The organism is Lactobacillus sp. UMNPBX17 (assembly GCF_002553735.1).
Lineage (GTDB): Bacteria > Bacillota > Bacilli > Lactobacillales > Lactobacillaceae > Lactobacillus > Lactobacillus gallinarum.
In genome coordinates this window covers 62052-79565 of the sequence record NZ_PCYT01000001.1, presented here as the reverse complement: position 1 = coordinate 79565, position 17514 = coordinate 62052, and the positions used below count along the sequence as shown (strand labels likewise).

Annotated in this window: 22 protein-coding genes, 1 other RNA gene, 2 pseudogenes and 1 other annotated feature; of the genes and pseudogenes, 1 reads left to right on the top strand and 24 read right to left on the bottom strand. The window is 36.2% G+C overall.

Annotated features, from left to right (window positions below; translation table 11 throughout):
- The first annotated feature begins 7 nt into the window (after positions 1 to 7).
- Positions 8 to 1404: pseudogene (locus CP368_RS00520) on the top strand (ISLre2 family transposase).
- A gap of 217 nt (positions 1405 to 1621) precedes the next feature.
- Here the strand turns inward: CP368_RS00520 and CP368_RS00515 are convergent.
- The 24 genes and pseudogenes from CP368_RS00515 to CP368_RS10670 all read right to left on the bottom strand — a co-directional run.
- Positions 1622 to 2332, bottom strand: a complete 711-nt coding sequence (locus CP368_RS00515; RefSeq protein WP_087235479.1) for a GntR family transcriptional regulator — start codon at positions 2330 to 2332, stop codon at positions 1622 to 1624.
- A complete protein-coding gene (locus CP368_RS00510) occupies positions 2325 to 3296 on the bottom strand; it encodes a Gfo/Idh/MocA family protein (RefSeq protein ID WP_098043659.1) in 972 nt (323 codons plus the stop codon). Before CP368_RS00510 ends, CP368_RS00515 begins: the two co-directional genes overlap by 8 nt.
- A gap of 9 nt (positions 3297 to 3305) precedes the next feature.
- Positions 3306 to 4019 carry a deoxyribose-phosphate aldolase gene (gene deoC, locus CP368_RS00505; protein WP_087235481.1) on the bottom strand — a complete coding sequence of 238 codons (714 nt, stop codon included), beginning with the start codon at positions 4017 to 4019 and terminating at the stop codon, positions 3306 to 3308.
- Between the two features lie 138 nt (positions 4020 to 4157).
- Positions 4158 to 5207 (bottom strand): tRNA (adenosine(37)-N6)-threonylcarbamoyltransferase complex transferase subunit TsaD, encoded by a 1050-nt coding sequence (gene tsaD, locus CP368_RS00500; RefSeq protein ID WP_087175992.1) that lies wholly within the window; start codon positions 5205 to 5207, stop codon positions 4158 to 4160.
- Entirely contained in the window at positions 5204 to 5776 is a 573-nt protein-coding gene (gene rimI, locus CP368_RS00495) for a ribosomal protein S18-alanine N-acetyltransferase (protein ID WP_025005207.1), read from the bottom strand. Before rimI ends, tsaD begins: the two co-directional genes overlap by 4 nt.
- The gene (tsaB, locus tag CP368_RS00490; protein ID WP_087235482.1) at positions 5760 to 6494 is read right to left on the bottom strand and encodes a tRNA (adenosine(37)-N6)-threonylcarbamoyltransferase complex dimerization subunit type 1 TsaB; all 735 of its coding nucleotides are present in this window, start codon (positions 6492 to 6494) and stop codon (positions 5760 to 5762) included. Before tsaB ends, rimI begins: the two co-directional genes overlap by 17 nt.
- Before the next feature lie 25 nt (positions 6495 to 6519).
- Positions 6520 to 7038, bottom strand: coding sequence for a folate family ECF transporter S component (locus CP368_RS00485; protein ID WP_025005209.1), 519 nt, complete (start codon positions 7036 to 7038; stop codon positions 6520 to 6522).
- A gap of 58 nt (positions 7039 to 7096) precedes the next feature.
- Complete coding sequence (locus tag CP368_RS00480; RefSeq protein ID WP_087175990.1) at positions 7097 to 7831, bottom strand: acyl-[acyl-carrier-protein] thioesterase; 735 nt, start codon at positions 7829 to 7831, stop codon at positions 7097 to 7099.
- Between the two features lie 3 nt (positions 7832 to 7834).
- On the bottom strand, positions 7835 to 8689 hold the full coding sequence (gene rsmI / locus CP368_RS00475; RefSeq protein ID WP_025005211.1) for a 16S rRNA (cytidine(1402)-2'-O)-methyltransferase: 855 nt from the start codon (positions 8687 to 8689) through the stop codon (positions 7835 to 7837).
- A 1-nt stretch (position 8690) separates the two neighbouring features.
- Entirely contained in the window at positions 8691 to 9041 is a 351-nt protein-coding gene (gene yabA, locus CP368_RS00470; RefSeq protein WP_025005212.1) for a DNA replication initiation control protein YabA, read from the bottom strand.
- A 10-nt stretch (positions 9042 to 9051) separates the two neighbouring features.
- Complete coding sequence (locus tag CP368_RS00465; RefSeq protein WP_098043657.1) at positions 9052 to 9909, bottom strand: DNA polymerase III subunit delta; 858 nt, start codon at positions 9907 to 9909, stop codon at positions 9052 to 9054.
- Positions 9910 to 10230 (bottom strand): cyclic-di-AMP receptor, encoded by a 321-nt coding sequence (locus CP368_RS00460; RefSeq protein ID WP_025005213.1) that lies wholly within the window; start codon positions 10228 to 10230, stop codon positions 9910 to 9912.
- A gap of 11 nt (positions 10231 to 10241) precedes the next feature.
- Entirely contained in the window at positions 10242 to 10880 is a 639-nt protein-coding gene (tmk, locus tag CP368_RS00455) for a dTMP kinase (RefSeq protein ID WP_098045616.1), read from the bottom strand.
- A 103-nt stretch (positions 10881 to 10983) separates the two neighbouring features.
- Positions 10984 to 11223, bottom strand: a complete 240-nt coding sequence (locus CP368_RS00450) for a YaaL family protein (protein WP_025005215.1) — start codon at positions 11221 to 11223, stop codon at positions 10984 to 10986.
- A complete protein-coding gene (gene recR / locus CP368_RS00445) occupies positions 11223 to 11822 on the bottom strand; it encodes a recombination mediator RecR (RefSeq protein WP_025005216.1) in 600 nt (199 codons plus the stop codon). The genes CP368_RS00450 and recR overlap by 1 nt, the downstream gene beginning before the upstream one ends.
- The gene (locus tag CP368_RS00440) at positions 11823 to 12158 is read right to left on the bottom strand and encodes a YbaB/EbfC family nucleoid-associated protein (protein ID WP_003625916.1); all 336 of its coding nucleotides are present in this window, start codon (positions 12156 to 12158) and stop codon (positions 11823 to 11825) included.
- Between the two features lie 14 nt (positions 12159 to 12172).
- A complete protein-coding gene (gene dnaX / locus CP368_RS00435; protein WP_098036691.1) occupies positions 12173 to 13960 on the bottom strand; it encodes a DNA polymerase III subunit gamma/tau in 1788 nt (595 codons plus the stop codon).
- 53 nt (positions 13961 to 14013) lie between these two features.
- Positions 14014 to 14113: signal recognition particle sRNA small type (ffs, locus tag CP368_RS00430), an RNA gene on the bottom strand.
- Between the two features lie 42 nt (positions 14114 to 14155).
- Positions 14156 to 14662, bottom strand: coding sequence for a tRNA adenosine(34) deaminase TadA (tadA, locus tag CP368_RS00425; protein ID WP_087363205.1), 507 nt, complete (start codon positions 14660 to 14662; stop codon positions 14156 to 14158).
- A complete protein-coding gene (locus tag CP368_RS00420; protein WP_087175984.1) occupies positions 14652 to 15281 on the bottom strand; it encodes a class I SAM-dependent methyltransferase in 630 nt (209 codons plus the stop codon). Before CP368_RS00420 ends, tadA begins: the two co-directional genes overlap by 11 nt.
- Before the next feature lies 1 nt (position 15282).
- Positions 15283 to 16128: an ion transporter gene (locus CP368_RS00415; protein ID WP_087175983.1), complete on the bottom strand. Its 846-nt coding sequence runs from the start codon at positions 16126 to 16128 to the stop codon at positions 15283 to 15285.
- A 75-nt stretch (positions 16129 to 16203) separates the two neighbouring features.
- Positions 16204 to 16566 (bottom strand): 50S ribosomal protein L7/L12, encoded by a 363-nt coding sequence (gene rplL / locus CP368_RS00410; protein ID WP_003625909.1) that lies wholly within the window; start codon positions 16564 to 16566, stop codon positions 16204 to 16206.
- 51 nt (positions 16567 to 16617) lie between these two features.
- Entirely contained in the window at positions 16618 to 17130 is a 513-nt protein-coding gene (gene rplJ, locus CP368_RS00405; RefSeq protein WP_087175982.1) for a 50S ribosomal protein L10, read from the bottom strand.
- Positions 17131 to 17172: 42 nt separating this feature from the next.
- Positions 17173 to 17294, bottom strand: a sequence feature (ribosomal protein L10 leader region).
- Positions 17295 to 17391: 97 nt separating this feature from the next.
- A pseudogene (locus tag CP368_RS10670) lies at positions 17392 to 17508 on the bottom strand (permease); the annotation flags it as partial.
- Positions 17509 to 17514: the final 6 nt, after the last annotated feature.

Here is a 17514-nt window from a genome sequence, read left to right as displayed (position 1 = left end):
GTCTTTTATGAATTTAATTGTAACTGAAATCGTAGGTATTTTAAAGTCTGAAACTAATATTATTAAACGTGAAAAAGCTTTAGTAGTCTTCTTTCTTAATTTGATTAGAAACTTAATGGCTTTAGCCTTGGAACAAGTTGATCAAGAGCTAAGTGAATCAATGAAGAATCAAGGCTACCAGATTGAAAAGAAGAATCAACGTTCAATTAATATGGCTTTTGGTGAAGTAACTTATTCTAGAAGAAGGTATGTGAAAGCTGGTACAGAAAGCCGCTATCCGTTAGATGAATTAATGGGCTTTGATAAATATAAGCATTACAGTGTTTTAGCTGTCAGAAATATTTTAGAAGTAAGTAGTGTTGCCACTTATCGCAATACTGCCTTAGCTGTTAATTGCCTTTCAGGTTTTAATATTAGTCATGCTCAAGTAGGTAATCTGGTCAAAGCTGCTGGTCAAAAGATCAAAGAACAACAAGAATCCGATAGTCGTTATGATGCGCAAACTTCAAAGAAAAAAGTGTCAGTACTGTATCTTGAAGGCGATGGCGTCATGATTAAAGGCACTCAAGGACGGTTAGAGTTTCATCGCTATCAGATTTGTGAAGGTATTCGTAATGACGCAGAGAGCGAGTTAATGCCAAGGAATTTGTATCGTTAAGCCGTTTGGATGCTTTGAATGAAGCTAAAGAATATTTAGCTAACACTTATGATTTAACTGACACTTTGATTATCAGTAATGCCGATGGCGGTGCTGGTTATACTAAAAAAGACTTTGGCGAAATTGTTGGTCATTGCAGTAAACATGAGCACTTTTTAGACGTTTTCCATCTGAACAAGAAGATTAAAGATCGTCTTTGCTTTGTCCAAGAACTGCAGGGTAAATTAATCTATGCCTTAGAGTTTAAGTACGACCGCGACTTAGTGAATACAATCTTGAATACGGTTGAAAGTAAACTATTTGATGAGCTAGATACTGCGCAAAACTATGAGCATCTCGCCCGACTTCGCAGTTATATTGATAGCCACTGGGACGATATCAAGCCGTTCAAAATGCGTAATTTAAAGGTTACTAAAGCAATCGGTAGCTGTGAGAGTAATCACCGTAAGTACACTTATCGGGTTAAGGGACAAGGCAAATACTGGTCTAAAGCTGGCGCAGAAGGCATGCTCAGAATATTGACCTGCATCAAGAATCACGACTTAGAGAAATGGCTCAATAGTAACTTTGAGACAGGTAAGTTGATCAGTTTAGACCGCAAGAAACTACAGGCAGCAGCTAGAGATAGCTTAAAGCGGCGTCATGAAACGCACATTGAAATTCAACATGGAGCGTTAACAACAGAAGTTGCTGGCGGAAGTTATTTAAGTAAATTCAATCGAATGTTAAACCACATAAATTATTAAGGAATTAAGGTCAGACTAATGGTTTTTAGGCTACCGCAAAAACATTGACACTTACGTTGTACGCTGGTTAATTGATGATAGTGCTTAGAAATGCTAGAATTTGAATTGGTCATGAAGATCTTCCTTTCTTGATTTTTCGTCACTTCAAGTTTAGGTCTTCATGGCCTTTTTGTTTAACACTTAGTGTTGCACTTCATTTTTAAATCCGGGTTTTATTCTATTTTTTTAAATCGATTAAGAAATAATTTTCATCCCCGCGATATGTGGCAATAGAATATTCGATCGGAATTTCCTTCTTAGTGTAACCATAAGTGTGGAAATAAAAGACCGGATCATTTTCTGCAATATCTAATAAATCAGCTGTTATCTCATTGGCAGCCTTAACTTCCAGCTTACGCTTGACATGAATCACCGACAAATCTCTTTTGCTCAGTTCTTGATAAAGTGAGTGCGTTGAAAAATCAATTTGCCCTAAATCAGTTAAATATTTTACAGGTAAATATGTTGTCACTACTACATTAGGACTACCATCAGCCGAACGTAAACGCGTTAACTTGTAGACTTCATCGTTCGCCTTCAACTTTAAAGCTTGCCTTACCTCTTCTGTAGACTTTGCTTTTTTAAAGTAAAGAACTTGAGTCTGAGCAGTTAAACCTTTTTGCTTCATTTCACAATCATAGCTTTGAATGACATGAGTAAATTCCTGGGCAATTTTAGTCTGCTTAACAATTGTACCAACATGCTTACGGCGTTCTAAGTAGCCCTGATTAACCAAACCCTGGACAGCATGACTAATCGTTGGACGAGAGACTTCGTATTTAGCTGCAAGTTCTACTTCTTTCGGAATCAGATCACCGGTTTGATAACTGCCATCAGTTATCTGCTTACGCAAAATTTCTTCAATTTCTTGATACTTCGCCTTAGTCATGAGGCAAAAACTCCTGTGCTTTTTCTAATACGCTAATCGCATTCAAGCTATGCTCTGCAGCTTCATCGGCCGCTTGCTGATCATGTTCTTTGATCTTACGTGCAAAGTAATTAAACTCGCTAATCATGCGGTGATCATACTTATTGAAGTTATAATGCTTTGGCTCTTCTTTTCCTATTTGAACATAATAATCAGGCAGAACATTTAATGGTCCATCAAAGTAGATTAACCCCTTCTCGCCTTCAATATAAGAACGAGTTGGTCCAACTGCATCCTTGGCTGCAATTAAACTAGCTTGCTTATCATCATAAGTTAAATTCAGAATACCGGAAGTGTCAGTACCACGCTGAATTGTTGGTAAGTATGAAATTTGCTTTGGCTGACCAAATAAACTGACACAGAAATTGATGTTGTAGATATTCATATCCATTAAAGCACCGCCACCCATTTTACGATCAAACTTAGGAATATGAACACCTGCTAAGAAGTCCGCATAGTGACTAGAAATTTGTGTCAGATTCAAAGCTATGACATGAACCTTGCCGATCTTTTTCAAGTCTTCTTTTAAGTGGAAGTCGTTCTCCAGATAAAGAACAGTCATTGCTTCAAAGAGCAAAACGTGGTGTTTATCAGCGGTCTTCTTAAGCTCTTTTACCTGCTCGCTTGTCTCAACTAATGGCTTTTCACAGATGACATTTTTATCTGCTGTTAAAGCTTGTTTAGCAATTGGAAAATGCAGCGAATTAGGTACACCAATATAAACAGTATCAATATCGCTATCGGCAAACATTGCTTCGTTATCTGTGTAAACTTTCTGAATATGATACTTCTCAGCTAATTTTTCTGCGACTGACTTTGATCTGGCTAAGGTGGAAATTGCCACTAACTCTACATCTTGCATTTGATCAAAGGCTGACAAAAAGTCATGCACAATTTGGCCACTACCAACGATTCCTAATTTCATTTCTTACTCCTAACAATTAATCTCAATGCCATCAACATGATCGTCTTCCATCCGGCGCTTCAAAGCTTCGTAAATCTTCACACCAGCAGAACAACCGATACGATCAGCACCGGCACGCACCATGGCTAAAAAGTCGTCGCTATTGCGAATACCACCAGCTGCCTTAACTTTGACGTCATCACCGACTACTGACTTCATCAACTTTACATCTTCCACCTTAGCACCACCAGTACCCAAGCCAGTTGAAGTCTTAATAAAGTCTGGTTTTACTTCTTTAGCAATCTCAGCTAACTTCTTAATTTCATCCTTAGTTAGGTAGCAATTTTCAAAAATTACCTTACATGGAATGTTGTGTTCGTGACAAGCAGCAACCATTTCTTGCATTTCACGCTTGATGTAGTCATAGTTCTTTGCCTTTAATTCGGTGATATTAATGACATAGTCAATTTCATTAGCGCCATTTTTAATCGCATCTTTGGTATCAAAGACCTTGGATTCAATGGTTTGTTGTCCTAAAGGAAAGGCAATGGCTGCACCAGTATCGATATCGGTACCCTTAAGTTGTTCTGAACAGAACTTGGATTGCACCTGATTGATGGCAACCATCTTGAAGTGGTATTTCTTAGCTTCATCACAAAGTTTCTTCATATCTGCTTCAGTTGCGTCAGCATGCAAATTAGTGTGATCGATTAATCTAGCAAAATCATCTAAAGTGTATTTCATAATTTAAGCCTCTTCTATTATGTAATAACATATTGCTTACATATATGATATTATAGCCTAGTTAAATAAAAGTCAACATATATGTAATTACATAATAAAAAATCCTAGATTTTCTCTAGGATTTTTTATCTATTCTATTTAATTCAACATGCTCTTAGCATATGGCAATTCAAGTGATGGATCAGCATTCAAAGTCAAATCCGCAAATTGATTATCATTATAAAGATTATATGCAGCAGCACCAATCATCGCAGCGTTATCACCACAAAGCTTGATATCTGGTAAAATCACCTTTGGCTGATCTGCCTTAGGTAGTTTAGCAATTTCTGCACTCATGCGATCACGCAAACCATGGTTAGCAGCAACTCCACCACCCATGATAAAGGTCTTAGGCTTGTACTGCTTAATTGCACGAATCGTCTTATGTGCTAAAACATCGATTACCGCAGCTTGGAAGCTGGCAGCCAAATCGTATTTATTCAACTTTTCATGAATTTGATCAGCATGGTGGCAAGTGTTGATAAATGCTGACTTGAGTCCTGAGAATGAGAAATCATAGTCATCATCTTCCATCATTGCACGTGGGAAGTTAAAGGTATCCTTTCCTTCGTGAGCCCATGCATCAATGGTCTTACCTGCTGGATAATTTACCCCAAGTACACGACCAATCTTGTCGTATGCTTCACCAGCGGCATCATCACGAGTATCACCGATAATTTCAAAATGAACTGGATCTTTTAACAAGACAATTTCAGTATGTCCACCAGAAACTTGCAATGCCAAAGCAGGATATTCAATCTCATCCTTTAATTGCGCTGCCATAATGTGACCCATAATGTGATCGACACCAATCAAAGGAATACCAGTAGCCATTGAGGCTGCCTTAGCTGCGCTAACACCGATCAAAAGCGCACCGACAAGTCCTGGGCCATAAGTAACCGCAATAGCATCAATGTCTTTCCAACCGCAGTTTGCTTCATTCAAAGCTTCTTTAGTAATTTGGCTAACAACTTCAATATGGTGACGACTGGCAACTTCTGGTACTACACCACCGAATCTTTGATGACTCTTAATTTGTGTTGCCACAATTAAACTTTCAATTTCACGTCCATTTTTGATAACAGCTGTGGAAGTTTCATCACATGAACTTTCATAAGCTAAAATGCGAATATCTTTTTTCTCACTCAAAACGTAAACTTCTTTCTTCTAATTTGATGTGGCTTTAACCATAAAACCATATTTATTGCATCAGTATGAGTATCTTGATAATAATTTTTACGAATAAAATTGCTTGTAAATCCTAATGAGCGATATAACCGTTGAGCAATCTCATTATCCGTACGTACTTCTAAAGTCACGCAATCACTGTCATTCTCACGAGCACGATTGATCATCATTTCCATCAAATAATGACCTATGTGCTGATGTTGATAAAGCGGAGAAACAGCGATATTAGTAATATGCGTTTCTTCTGGACTAAATCTTGCACCAATGAATGCTACCAAATTTGAGGCGTGATAAACCACTAAATAAAGAGAATTATTTCTTTTTCTCAATTCGGTTGCAAAAGAAAATTGGTTCCAAGGGGTTCTTCCAGAATAAACCTGCTGCTCTAATACTAATAGATCTGGAATATTATCATCATTAGCTTGCATTACTTGCAAGATTTTGCCATTTACATTGGTAATAAATGGCGTAAAACTCATATCAATTTGATTAACTGATTGATGAAAAAACTGATTAAACTTCTTCAACATAATGACTATCCGGTTCGAATGGCTTTCCTGTTTTCTTATGCCAATCTACTTCTGCTTGCGTTCTGCGCAAATATCTTGGCAATAACTTATCTGGATCTACTGGTTGGGCATCAATTGCTAATTGACCAATTAAGCCAGCATGAATCACATTTTGCTCATCGGTGCCATATTCATATGGGATATTCAAAGCTTTAATCTTTTCATCTTGCTTTTCAAGACCAGAACCAACAAATACAATCTTATCGACCTTATTTTGTGCTGCATATTCTTGAATAGCCTTAATCAAGACGTCGATATTGTAATGACCATCCGGAATTACATTTTTAGGAATGTCCCCACTAATGTATCCTGCAGCAAAATAATTATCATTTCTAGCATCTAAACCGGTAATTACTAAAGCTGGTTCTTTAACCCCTTTAGCTAAAGCTTGCAAAGTAGAAATACCAACTACTTCTTTATTTAAAATGCTAGCAAACATTTTAACAGTAGTAATTCCAATTCTTAAACCGGTGTATGAACCTGGTCCGATTGCTACAGCAAAACGGTCTATATCGTTTAAAGTTAATTTATTTTCTTTTAAAATCTCTTCAATTAATGGATCAAGGTGTTCGCTATGATTACGTTCATCTCGCTCATTCTTCTCAACAATAACTTGTTGATCTTCATTTAAGGCAACGCTTAAATGATTAGTAGCTGTAGAAACACTTAAGATTTTCATTAATATTATTCTCTTTCTGCTTAAATTACTTTTTTATTTTAACACGAGAAACAGCTTGCAATACAACGTAGATTACAACCATTTGCACCCAAGGAATAATCATTTCTTTAGGCAATCGCTGAACTAAAGCAGCGTTAAAATTCATCCCGTACATCAGATGAAGCCACAATGTATTCATTCCGATATTCACAATAATTGTTACTAAAATTGTTGAAGCAACAATTCGCCACACTTTAACTGGATGATCGTATAAAAATAATGCATAAATTAATGGCCCAACCATTGCAGTCAAAGTAAAACCAATAAAGAAGCCTCCTTGATTGCCAAAAATAGCAGAGGAGACCAAGTCACTGATTCCACCACCAATTGTGCCCCAAACTGGACCAAAAAAGTAAGCTAATAATACGCTACCGATAAAGCCTAGGCCTACTTTAACCGTAGTTGGACCAAATGAAAATTGCCCCAAAATAATTTTCATTGCGACTATCATGCCCAAAAAAATCATCTGTTGCAAATCTGTACGTAAAATCTTTTTTGCATTCATCTATTTTTCCATCCTCTCTCATCATGAAAAAAACATGACCAATTTGTCATGTCTTTTATTATATCTCACGCCACTTCAATTCGCAGACTGCCTGCTCATTTCCGTCATTCGTTTCAACCGCATGATAGGATTTGGTAGCATCATTTTGTATTAAATTCATGCAAGAAATTATCTCGTCGCCATAATGTACTTCTTTATCAAACTTGATATCAATAGTTTTAACTACATGATTTCTTAGGAAATCACGATCTAACATATCAACAAACCAACTAAAATAATGACTGTTTGTAACATGATGATTAGTATCTAAATCATCATATCTTGCCCGATATTTTCTTCTATTCTCATAATTATCTTGTGCTCTCAAACGAGGAAAACGGGGCATTTTCTTCAGTAATGGCACGCCCCAATCTTCCATCATTTTTACATCGGCAGGAACTAAATGGCGCTTTTTAAGATCAAGCATGACCCATTGGCTTTTTACGCTAACCAATGGATTCCCTTCAGAATCACTAATACCAAAATCACGGTATTCAAAAAAACGATTGTATCCACTGGCATTAGTACTCAAAATGACTTGATCACCGGCTTCAGGTAATCGCTTAATATCAAAATGATATTGAGTAACCACCCAACCTAATCCTCTTTTTATTAAATCATCTGTACCAGCATGGCTGTTACTTAATTGATGTTCTGAAACTTGCATCAATAATTCAACCATAGCCGGCAACTCTAGACGACGATTTTCATCACAATCTCTAAATTCAATCTGGTAGTTTTCAGTATATTTCATAATTTATTTTTGATGATATTGATCATATAACTCATTCTTAGAAACATGATGCTCTTTAGCTACTTGCTTAATCGCATCTTTCTTTGATTCGCCTTTTTCTACTAAGGCATTGACTAAATCAATCAGTTCTGGCCAAGACAATTGTTTTGGTGCCTCAGTATTTGGTGAAATCAAAATTACGAATTCTCCACGAGGTGCATTTTGAGCAAAATATTCGGTTACTTCTTCAACGCTACCACGGATAAATTCCTCATGAATTTTAGTTAATTCACGTGCAGCTACAATCTGACGATCTTTAGGTAAAACAGTAGCTAAATTTTTCAGTGTTTTAGCTAAACGATGCGGTGCCTCATAAAAGATAGATGTGGCCTTAGCTTGATTCATTTGTTCAAAGTAGGGTTTTTGTTCAGAACTTTTACGTGGTAAAAAGCCGTAATAGGTAAATGGCTGCGCATCAAAACCAGAAGCAATAAGTGCGGTCGCAAAAGCAGACGGACCTGGAAGAGGAACCACTGGAATATCATTTTTAATACATTCTTGAACCAAGATATATCCTGGATCAGAAATAACCGGCATCCCGGCATCACTTATTTCCGCAATTACTGCACCATCTTTCATTAATTTAATTAATTCTGGCGCACGTTCTTTAGAATTATATTTATGAAATGAAATCATGCGATTATGAACGCCAATTTTTTCTAGTAAAATTCCACTAGTTCTGGTATCTTCAGCCGCAATGTAATCTGCATCAGTCAGAACTTTTTTAGCTCTAATTGTAATATCTTCTAAATTACCAATAGGTGTAGGAACCAGGTATAACTTACCTTCATCTTTTGCATAGCTGCTTTGCCGTTTCAATTTATCTGCCATCCTTCTTTATGCCTTTTTTTTCGCCAAAATTATCTAAAATATCAAGACAAAACATGCAATCTGCACTAGGATCACGATGTGAGCCATAATACATATTACAAATATGGTAACCAGAATCATAAATCTTCTTTAATGACTCTAAACCACTTTGCGTCTTAGTTTCCGGCGCAGGCTGATTTGCAGTTAATTTATCTAATTTTTCATGAAGCAACTGATTTTCTACTTTTAATTCAGTATTTTCTTTTAAAGTATCTAAAATATCATTCTCAAGACTAGCAATAGTCTTAGTCATATTTTCAGTTGTTTCCTTCAGTCTCTGCAATTTTAAATATGGATCCAATTTAAAACACCTACTTCCAATTTAAAGCAAGATAATCTAAAGAATTGCGAAAATTAACATTGCTTAAACGCATTTTATCTATTTCAACCAAATTATCTAGCATTCGTGCAGCTATATTTAGCTTAAGCGAATCAGACAGATCATGTTCTGCTAATAACTTCAACTTAACCAAAATATAGCGCTGCTCTGATACTAATTTAGCATTCTCCGACAGCTTATGTGCACTAACTAAAGCCAAACTATTATGTTCTAGCATTTCTTGGTAGAAATATTTTATTGCCTGATCTAATTTATCAAGATTACCCAGTTCTTCAATTTCACTCTTAGAAAAACCATTTTCTAGTAACAATGCAGTCTTTCCGGTAGGCTTTTCGCCATTATCAAAATTGATAATCTGAGTTCTAGATCGAACTGTTGGTAAAATTTGATCACTATTATTAGTAATTAAAATTGTAACTACAGGAGCAACGGGCTCTTCTAGCAAGTTAAGCAAACCATTAGCTGCGGATAAGGTCATTTTTTGAGCTTCATTAATAAAGAAAAAGCGCCGACTACTTTCAACCGGACTTTTGGCCAATTCTTCTTTTAAGGGCCGCACTTGATCGATTCCCAAAGTTTGTTTACCTTCAGGTTCAACTAATAGAACATCTGGATGATTACCAGATAAAATTTGTTTACAATTTTGACAAGTCCCATCCGGTTTATTTTCACCAGTACAATTAAATAAACAAGCTAACCAATAAGCCGTATTAAGTGCGCGACTCTCATCGCTATCTACGAATAAGTAGCTATGGGCTAATTTCTTTTGCTGGTATGCTCTTTGTAAAAATTGGGCTTGCTTCGTCCCTACATTAGAAATATCAATCATTTAAAAACGCTTAAACTTATCAACTGGAACAACAAAACAAATTGCACCACCTACAGTAACCTTTAATGGTTGGGTTATTTCATACCCTGTAGAAATCATATGTGGTGTTGCGATTTCTTCTCTTGCCCGTGATTCTTTCTTAATTACTTTTAGTACATCATCGACTTCTTCATCTTTGCATCCCACTAAAAATGTGGTGTTACCTTGACTCAAAAAGCCGCCTGAAGTTGCTAATTTAGTAGCACGGAAATTGCTTTTAACAAATGCTCTTTGTAGATTATTTGAATCTTCTTTTTGTACAATCGCAATTACTAATTTCATTTAATCAATCCTTAAAATATCTCTGGCAATCTTTTTTCTAGAGTTTCAATTACTTGATTTACGACATCATCAATTGGTTGACTGGCATCAATTGTTACAAAACGATCTGGATATAAATTCTTCACTTTTAAAAATCCAGCATAAACTTTTTTATGAAAAGCCATATTTTCTTGTTCTAACCGGTCTTCTTGGCCTGGACGAAGTTTTTGAATTCGATTAAGACCAACTTCAGGAGCAATATCCAAAAAGAAAGTCAAATCAGGATCTAATTTTCCTGTCGCAAAATCATTAATTTGCTTAACTTCTTTGATCCCTAAATCTCGGCCTTCTCCTTGATATGCTAGTGAACTATCAACAAAACGATCTGAAAAGACAATCTTGCCTTCACTAAGAGCTGGACGAATTATTTCTTCTACGTGTTGACTTCTTGCAGCCGCATATAGAAGCGCCTCTGTTTTGGCATCCATTTTATCATTTGCTGGATCCAAAATAATATCGCGAATTTTTTCTGCAATTTTTGATCCACCGGGTTCTCGAGTCACAAGATATTGTGGCTTAAGTCTAGGGCCAATCTTATCCAAAACCTCTTTTAAAACTGTACTTTTTCCTGCGCCATCAGGACCTTCAAAACTAACAAAATAACCTCTCATAAAATCCTCCATAGGTCTATTTTACAGAAGTTTCACATAGATTAACAGCCCTAGCAATTTTTAATTTATAAAATTAAAAAAGTCCCATAATGGGACTTAAATTTTACTGCGTAATCGCATTAGTGATACCACTAAATCTTGTGCCTCGATGACGGGCTTCATTATATAAAAAAGTATACTTTGCTTTTAAAATTCTACCTTGAATATAATTATCATCTGATAAATCCAAAGTATTTTGATCTAGATCTTGTTCTAAAGCTAGTTGATTCTGCAATTTTTCAATTTCAGTTACTAGCTTTTGATCACCTAGTTCTTTAATTTTATTTTTATTTCTTCTAGCCATTATAATGCCGTTCTTCCTTGCACTGCTCGCTTTAAAGTAATGGAATTAGCATATTCAATATCACTGCCCACAGATAAGCCAGCTGCTAATCGAGTAACCTTAATTCCGGCTGGCTTAATTAACTTGCTAATATACATAGCAGTTGATTCGCCTTCTGGAGTTGAATTAAGAGCTAAAATTACTTCTTTTACATCATCATTTTTTTGTAAACGAGTAATCAATGACTTAATATTAATCTCTTCTGGTCCAATTCCATCCATTGGAGAAAGAACACCGTGAAGCACATGATAAAGACCATCATATTCACCCATATCTTCAAAAGCCATCAAATCCTTAGGTTGTTCAACAACCATAATGGTAGTTTGATCACGATTAGGATTGGAGCAAATATCACAAACTTCTTTTTCAGTAATATTTCCACAAATAGGACATTGATGAATATCATTCTTCACTTGAATTAAAGCTTTAGAAAAATCTTCAACATCCTTTTCTGGCATATCCATTGTATAAAAAGCCAAACGAGTGGCAGTCTTTTCACCTACTCCAGGCAGCCTCATATAAGCATCAATCAAATGAGCTATTGGTAATGGATACTGCAATTACATCAAACCTTTCGTGTACTTGCCTAAACTTGCTTGAGTTGCTTCATCAATTTGAGATAATCCTTTGTTAACAGCATCAATGACTAAATCTTGAAGCATATCTGGATCATCTGGATCAATTGCTTCTTTATCGATCTTAATGTCTTTAAGCTTACGATCGCCTGTAAAAGTAGCTACTACAAGATCATCAGCTGACTTACCAGTAAATTCTTGTGCAGTAATATTTTCTTGTTCTTGGGCCATTTGTGCTTGAAGCTTCTTTGCTTGCTTCATCATTTGTTGCATGTTCATTCCGCCCATGCCCATACCGCCAAAGTTAGGTCTTCTACTCATTTTAATTCTTCTCCTTAATCTTTAATCGTTACAGCATCCCCAAAGAGATCTTTAGCCTTATTCACTATTTCAGAATTTTCTTTAGATTCTTTATTTTCAATCTGTTGCTTTTTCTTAGCAAGCAGTTCTTCCTTGTGACTTTCGACAAATTCTTTTCTCACAGCAAGCCAATCATCATCTGGGACTAACACAATTCCATATGAATGCTTAGCAAATTTCTCAATCAAATCTGTCAACTTATCCAGTAAGTCACCATCTGAAGCATTTTCAAACCATAAAGTATACTTACACTTCATTACAACCTGGTCTGGACTAGCAGCCACAGGTTCAAGAACATCTAATAATGCTTTCTCTGAAACTTCTAACACAGATTGTAAATCTGGCCATACATTCTTAATAGCGGTCAGATCTTCTTTGGTTGCATTTTCAAGAACATGATAAACCTGTTTTCGATTTTCTGCTGTAGTTTTTTTGATTTTTCTTGGTGATTTTTTAACTTCCTTAACAATTGTCTTTTTGGTAATTTTAGGAGACGTCTTTGGTACAGCCGTATCCAAATGGAACACTTGATCCTTAGCCAGCATTGGCTTATTGGACAGCTTACTAATTTGTTGCGTTAAGTCTACTACCTGTTTTTTTAATGCAGCTAGTTCTGCTTGCATATTAGTATTAACTTTAGCTGGAGCAGCTTGAACCGGAGCAGCTGTCGATGATGCTACTTGCTCTTCTTGCTTGCTGCCAGCTTCTACTAAAAATACTTCAAGCGGAATTTGTTGCTGATTAGTGTAACGCAGATCATTCAGTGCTTTATTTGCTAAAGTAATCAGACGATAGAATATATTTGTAGGTATATCCTTAATTTTTTGTACAAAATCTTCAGATAAAAACGTACTCTGGTTGTCGTCTCCCGCCTTGATCAACATCAAACTCTTAGTTGCCATCTCAATCAATTCATCCAAAATGTTTTTAGAACTAGCCCCTTGCGCTAATTCAGTTTGAGCTAATTTTAAAGCTGATTCTGGATTCTGCTCCAGCAATGCTAACAATATTTTTTCAATATTTTCCTTTGCAGCAAAGCCTGTAATTTCCAAAGCGTCTTGATAATTGACGCTTTCTTTCTCATAGCTAAGCAGCTGATCCAAGATACTAAGCGCATCCCGCATCCCACCATCTGCTACTTGTGCAATGACAGCTAGAGCTTTATCTTCATATTTGATATTCTCCTGATCAAGAATATATTTCATTCTCTTCTCAAGATCATCTTTTGAAATGCGTTTAAAGTTATAGCGTTGCGTTCTTGAAATAATAGTAGCTGGAACCTTCTGTAATTCGGTTGTCGCCAAAATAAACACAACGTGTTCTGGTGGTTCTTCTAGTGTCTTAAGCAATGCATTAAAAGCACCCATTGATAGCATATGAACTTCGTCAATAATGTAGACTTTATATTTTCCTTCTGTTGGAGCATATTTTACCTTATCGCGAATCTCACGAATTTCATCTACACCATTGTTAGAAGCCGCATCAATTTCCATAATATCAGGCATTGAACCTTTATCTGCAGCTATACAATTAGCACATTCATTACAAGGTTCGCCATCTTGAAGATTAGTACAGTTTAACGCTTTAGCAAAAATTTTAGCACAGGAGGTTTTACCTGTACCGCGAGGTCCCGCAAATAAAAATGCATGGGATACTTTGCCTCTTTTAATCGCATTTTTAAGAGTATCAGTAATTGACTCTTGGCCAATCACACTATCAAAAGTCCGTGGTCGCCATTTACGATATAGCGCTTGATAAGCCATAAATTCTCTTCCCTAGTAAAAAAACTCCTAACTCTTTAAAAGAGTTAAGAGTTTGTAATTGTCTAATAAAAGGCACATGCCTGAACAACCTTAGTGCTGCTACCTTCCGGTCCTGACACGATTCAGAGGTCAAACATTGCCCACAAAGTATCATAACGTATTTCGCAATTTTTTTCTAGTTTCTAGCCTAAAAATTTAATTATTTTCTGCTTTTTTAGCTAATTTTTCGGCCTTTTGTTTTTCTCGAATTGCACGAAAGAAATCCTTCAGCATTTTAGCACATTGATCACGATATAAACCACGAATGCTATGTGGATGGTGATTAAACTTTTCCACTTCAAACAAATCCACAACTGATCCACAAGCTCCAGCTTTTGGATCAAGTGCACCAAAGTAGACATCCTTAATTCGCGAGTTAATAATTGCACCAGCACACATTGGACAAGGCTCCAGCGTGACAAATAAACTGCAATCGATTAAACGCCACATACCCAAATTATGACATGCTTCTTTGATAGCAATCATTTCAGCATGTTGAGTAGCATCTTCGTCTAATTCCCGCCTATTATAGCCTGTGCCTATTACTTTTCCCTCGGGATCAACTACTACTGCTCCGATAGGAACCTCTCCTTGCTTCTCAGCCTCTTTAGCTTGATCTATGGCTAATTCCATATATTTCTTTTTATTAGCGCTAGACAGCATTATTATCCCTCTTAACGGACTTCAAAATATAGTATCCCTTATCTCTAGTAAGAATCTCACAATTTCCATAGGTAGCAGTCATCAACTTACGTGCACTAGGTTCGCCTTGCTTTTTCTGAATAACTACTAAAAGTACGCCCTGATCAACCAAATGATCGCTCGCACCGGTAATGATGTCACTGACAACTTTTTTACCGGCTCTAATTGGCGGATTGGTTAAAACTAAGCCGTACTTCTTATCCACCTGTGCATAACAATCAGAGGAATAAATATTTACGTTTGAAATGTGATTTACTTGTGCATTCTGTTTAGCCAAATTCAAACCACGCTCATTAACATCAACCATGTCGACAGTTTGACTAGGCCAAAACTTTGCAGAAAATAATCCAATAGGACCATATCCTGTTCCCACATCTAAAATATTTTCTTGTGGAAAAGTCACTTCTTTCATGGCTTTGATCAAAACGCCAGAGCCGTAATCCACGCGCATTTTTGAGAAAACACCAGCGTCAGTGGTAAATTTCAAATCAATGTTATCCACATGATAATCAATCACATGTTCATCATGCGCAGTCGTTGGATCTGTCGCAAAATACATTTGATTTTTATCTGTACTCATCCTATTTTTCCTTTCTTTTTTCTAGCAAATCTTTAAATTTTTCTACTTCATTTTCATCTCGTCTCTTTTTTAAAGATTGAATTTCTGCTTGCATTTGCTTATTTTGATCAGCTAAATCTTTGTTTTGTTTCTCAAGATCATCAAGCTTTTTTAGTACTAATTCAATATCGTCATGCGTATGTAGTGTATTTGCACCATTAGTTTTACGCATTAAGTAAGAAGTAATTGATGAGGTAAGCATTCCGACTATACCAATTCCTAACAGCATAATAACTAGTGTAACAAATTTACCCACAATGCTATGAGGAGGAATAGTTTTTCCAAATATTGCATCATATCCTACCGTTGATGCCGTCGATAAAGCCCACCAAAATGCAGTATCTAATGACACATGCTCGGTAATTGCAAACGCCTCAGCACCAACTAATAAGAAGGTAATAGTAAAAAAGACAACATACAGCAAACCGTTAGTATGAAAAATTATTTTTAATTTTCCCATTAGGCCTGCAAGACGAATCAATCTTAACAATCTTAAATCAGAAACTAAACCTGATAAATTAAAAATATTTAACCCCACAAATAATAATCCTATTGGAATAATAGATAATAAATCATAAATGTGGGTTTTAAAATACAGCTTTTTATCATCCGCTTCATAGAAGCGATAAAAATAATCTATTGCAAAAAATAAAACAATAGCACAGTTTATCCAAAACCATTTACTGGTTGGCTGATTTATACTGATGACAGCAGCAAAATCTAAAATAATTAAAAAAATAGAAATGATAGACAAAATTGCCATTACCCATTGATAGGGAGTTAATTTTTTATCTAAACCAATCATCATAAAATTTATTATACAAAAAAATAAGCTCTTCGCACATAGCAAAGAGCTTATTCTTAATGCCCAGTTGGGCTGTAACTATTTAAGGGTTACAGTTGCGCCAACTTCTTCAAGCTTAGCCTTGATGTCGTTAGCTTCGTCTTCTGAAACGCCTTCCTTAACGTTCTTAGGAGCACCATCAACAAGGTCCTTTGAGTCCTTAAGGCCAAGACCAGTAATGTCACGAACTGCCTTAATAACCTTAACCTTTTCTTGACCAGCTTCAGTCAATTCAACGTCGAATTCTGACTTAGCAGCACCTGCGTCTGCAGCACCTGCAGCAGCAACTGGAGCAGCAGCAGTAACGTCAAATTCGTCTTCAATAGCCTTTACAAGGTCGTTCAATTCAAGAATTGAAGCACCCTTTAATTCTTCAATAATCTTATCAGTATCTAAAGCCATTTAAGTATCCTCCGAAAAATTAGAATTTAGATATTAAATATAATTTCTTTATTATTCAGCTGAGTCTTCATCCTTAGATTCAGCAACAGCCTTAACAGCATAAGCGAAGTCGCGGATAGGAGCTTGCAATACAGAAACAAGCATTGAAAGCAAACCTTCGCGACCTGGGATTGAAGCAAGTTCTTTGATTTCATCCTTAGAAGTCAACTTGCCTTCAAGCATACCACCCTTGATTTCGATAACGTCGAAATCATCTTCGTACTTAGAAACGATACGTGCAGGTTCGGTAATGTCATCAGCGTTATCAGTGTAGATAACAGCAGTTGGGCCTACGAAAGTATCATCAAGACCTTCAATACCAGCCTTAGCAGCAGCACGTCTCAAGTAGGTGTTCTTGATAACCTTCATCTTAACGTCGTTATCACGAAGTTCCTTACGCATGTTAGTAACTTCTTCAACAGTTAAACCAAGGTAGTTGATTACCAAGATAGCCTTAGCAGCTTTAAGTTCTTCAGCAAATGCATCAACGAGCTTTTCCTTTTCAGCAATAGCAGCTTTACTCAAATTATTTCACCTCCATGATTACATTGATAAATTCTATAAGGCCTTTTAAAGCAAAAACTCCATGCCGAAAGACATGGAGCATAAAAATCTTCATTATCTTCTGGCCTCGGCGGGATTTTGAGGCGTCATGCCACCCGAGTCTTAGGTAGAATTTACAGTTATTTAGTATAGCAGGCAAAAGTCGAAATAACAAGTAGTAAATTAAAAATAAGTCAAAAAAATAAGATCAACTGCAGTTGATCTTATCTTTTACTTTATAAATTAGTGAAATACACCAACAATAATTGACAAAAGCCAAATCCAGAAAATACAACTTACTGCAAAGAAGACAGTTGAAACAGCAACGGAGCTGGCACCCTCTTTAACATAAATAAAGTAAAAGTA

Bases quoted from the DNA above. Each gene is read 5' to 3' on its own strand.
- CP368_RS00515 (WP_087235479.1), bottom strand. From the start codon at position 2,332: ATGACTAAGGCGAAGTATCAAGAAATTGAAGAAATTTTGCGTAAGCAG.
- CP368_RS00510 (WP_098043659.1), bottom strand. From the start codon at position 3,296: ATGAAATTAGGAATCGTTGGTAGTGGCCAAATTGTGCATGACTTTTTG.
- deoC (WP_087235481.1), bottom strand. From the start codon at position 4,019: ATGAAATACACTTTAGATGATTTTGCTAGATTAATCGATCACACTAAT.
- rimI (WP_025005207.1), bottom strand. From the start codon at position 5,776: ATGTTGAAGAAGTTTAATCAGTTTTTTCATCAATCAGTTAATCAAATT.
- tsaB (WP_087235482.1), bottom strand. From the start codon at position 6,494: ATGAAAATCTTAAGTGTTTCTACAGCTACTAATCATTTAAGCGTTGCC.
- CP368_RS00485 (WP_025005209.1), bottom strand. From the start codon at position 7,038: ATGAATGCAAAAAAGATTTTACGTACAGATTTGCAACAGATGATTTTT.
- CP368_RS00480 (WP_087175990.1), bottom strand. From the start codon at position 7,831: ATGAAATATACTGAAAACTACCAGATTGAATTTAGAGATTGTGATGAA.
- CP368_RS00465 (WP_098043657.1), bottom strand. From the start codon at position 9,909: ATGATTGATATTTCTAATGTAGGGACGAAGCAAGCCCAATTTTTACAA.
- CP368_RS00460 (WP_025005213.1), bottom strand. From the start codon at position 10,230: ATGAAATTAGTAATTGCGATTGTACAAAAAGAAGATTCAAATAATCTA.
- tmk (WP_098045616.1), bottom strand. From the start codon at position 10,880: ATGAGAGGTTATTTTGTTAGTTTTGAAGGTCCTGATGGCGCAGGAAAA.
- CP368_RS00450 (WP_025005215.1), bottom strand. From the start codon at position 11,223: ATGGCTAGAAGAAATAAAAATAAAATTAAAGAACTAGGTGATCAAAAG.
- CP368_RS00440 (WP_003625916.1), bottom strand. From the start codon at position 12,158: ATGAGTAGAAGACCTAACTTTGGCGGTATGGGCATGGGCGGAATGAAC.
- dnaX (WP_098036691.1), bottom strand. From the start codon at position 13,960: ATGGCTTATCAAGCGCTATATCGTAAATGGCGACCACGGACTTTTGAT.
- tadA (WP_087363205.1), bottom strand. From the start codon at position 14,662: ATGCTGTCTAGCGCTAATAAAAAGAAATATATGGAATTAGCCATAGAT.
- CP368_RS00420 (WP_087175984.1), bottom strand. From the start codon at position 15,281: ATGAGTACAGATAAAAATCAAATGTATTTTGCGACAGATCCAACGACT.
- CP368_RS00415 (WP_087175983.1), bottom strand. From the start codon at position 16,128: ATGATGATTGGTTTAGATAAAAAATTAACTCCCTATCAATGGGTAATG.
- rplL (WP_003625909.1), bottom strand. From the start codon at position 16,566: ATGGCTTTAGATACTGATAAGATTATTGAAGAATTAAAGGGTGCTTCA.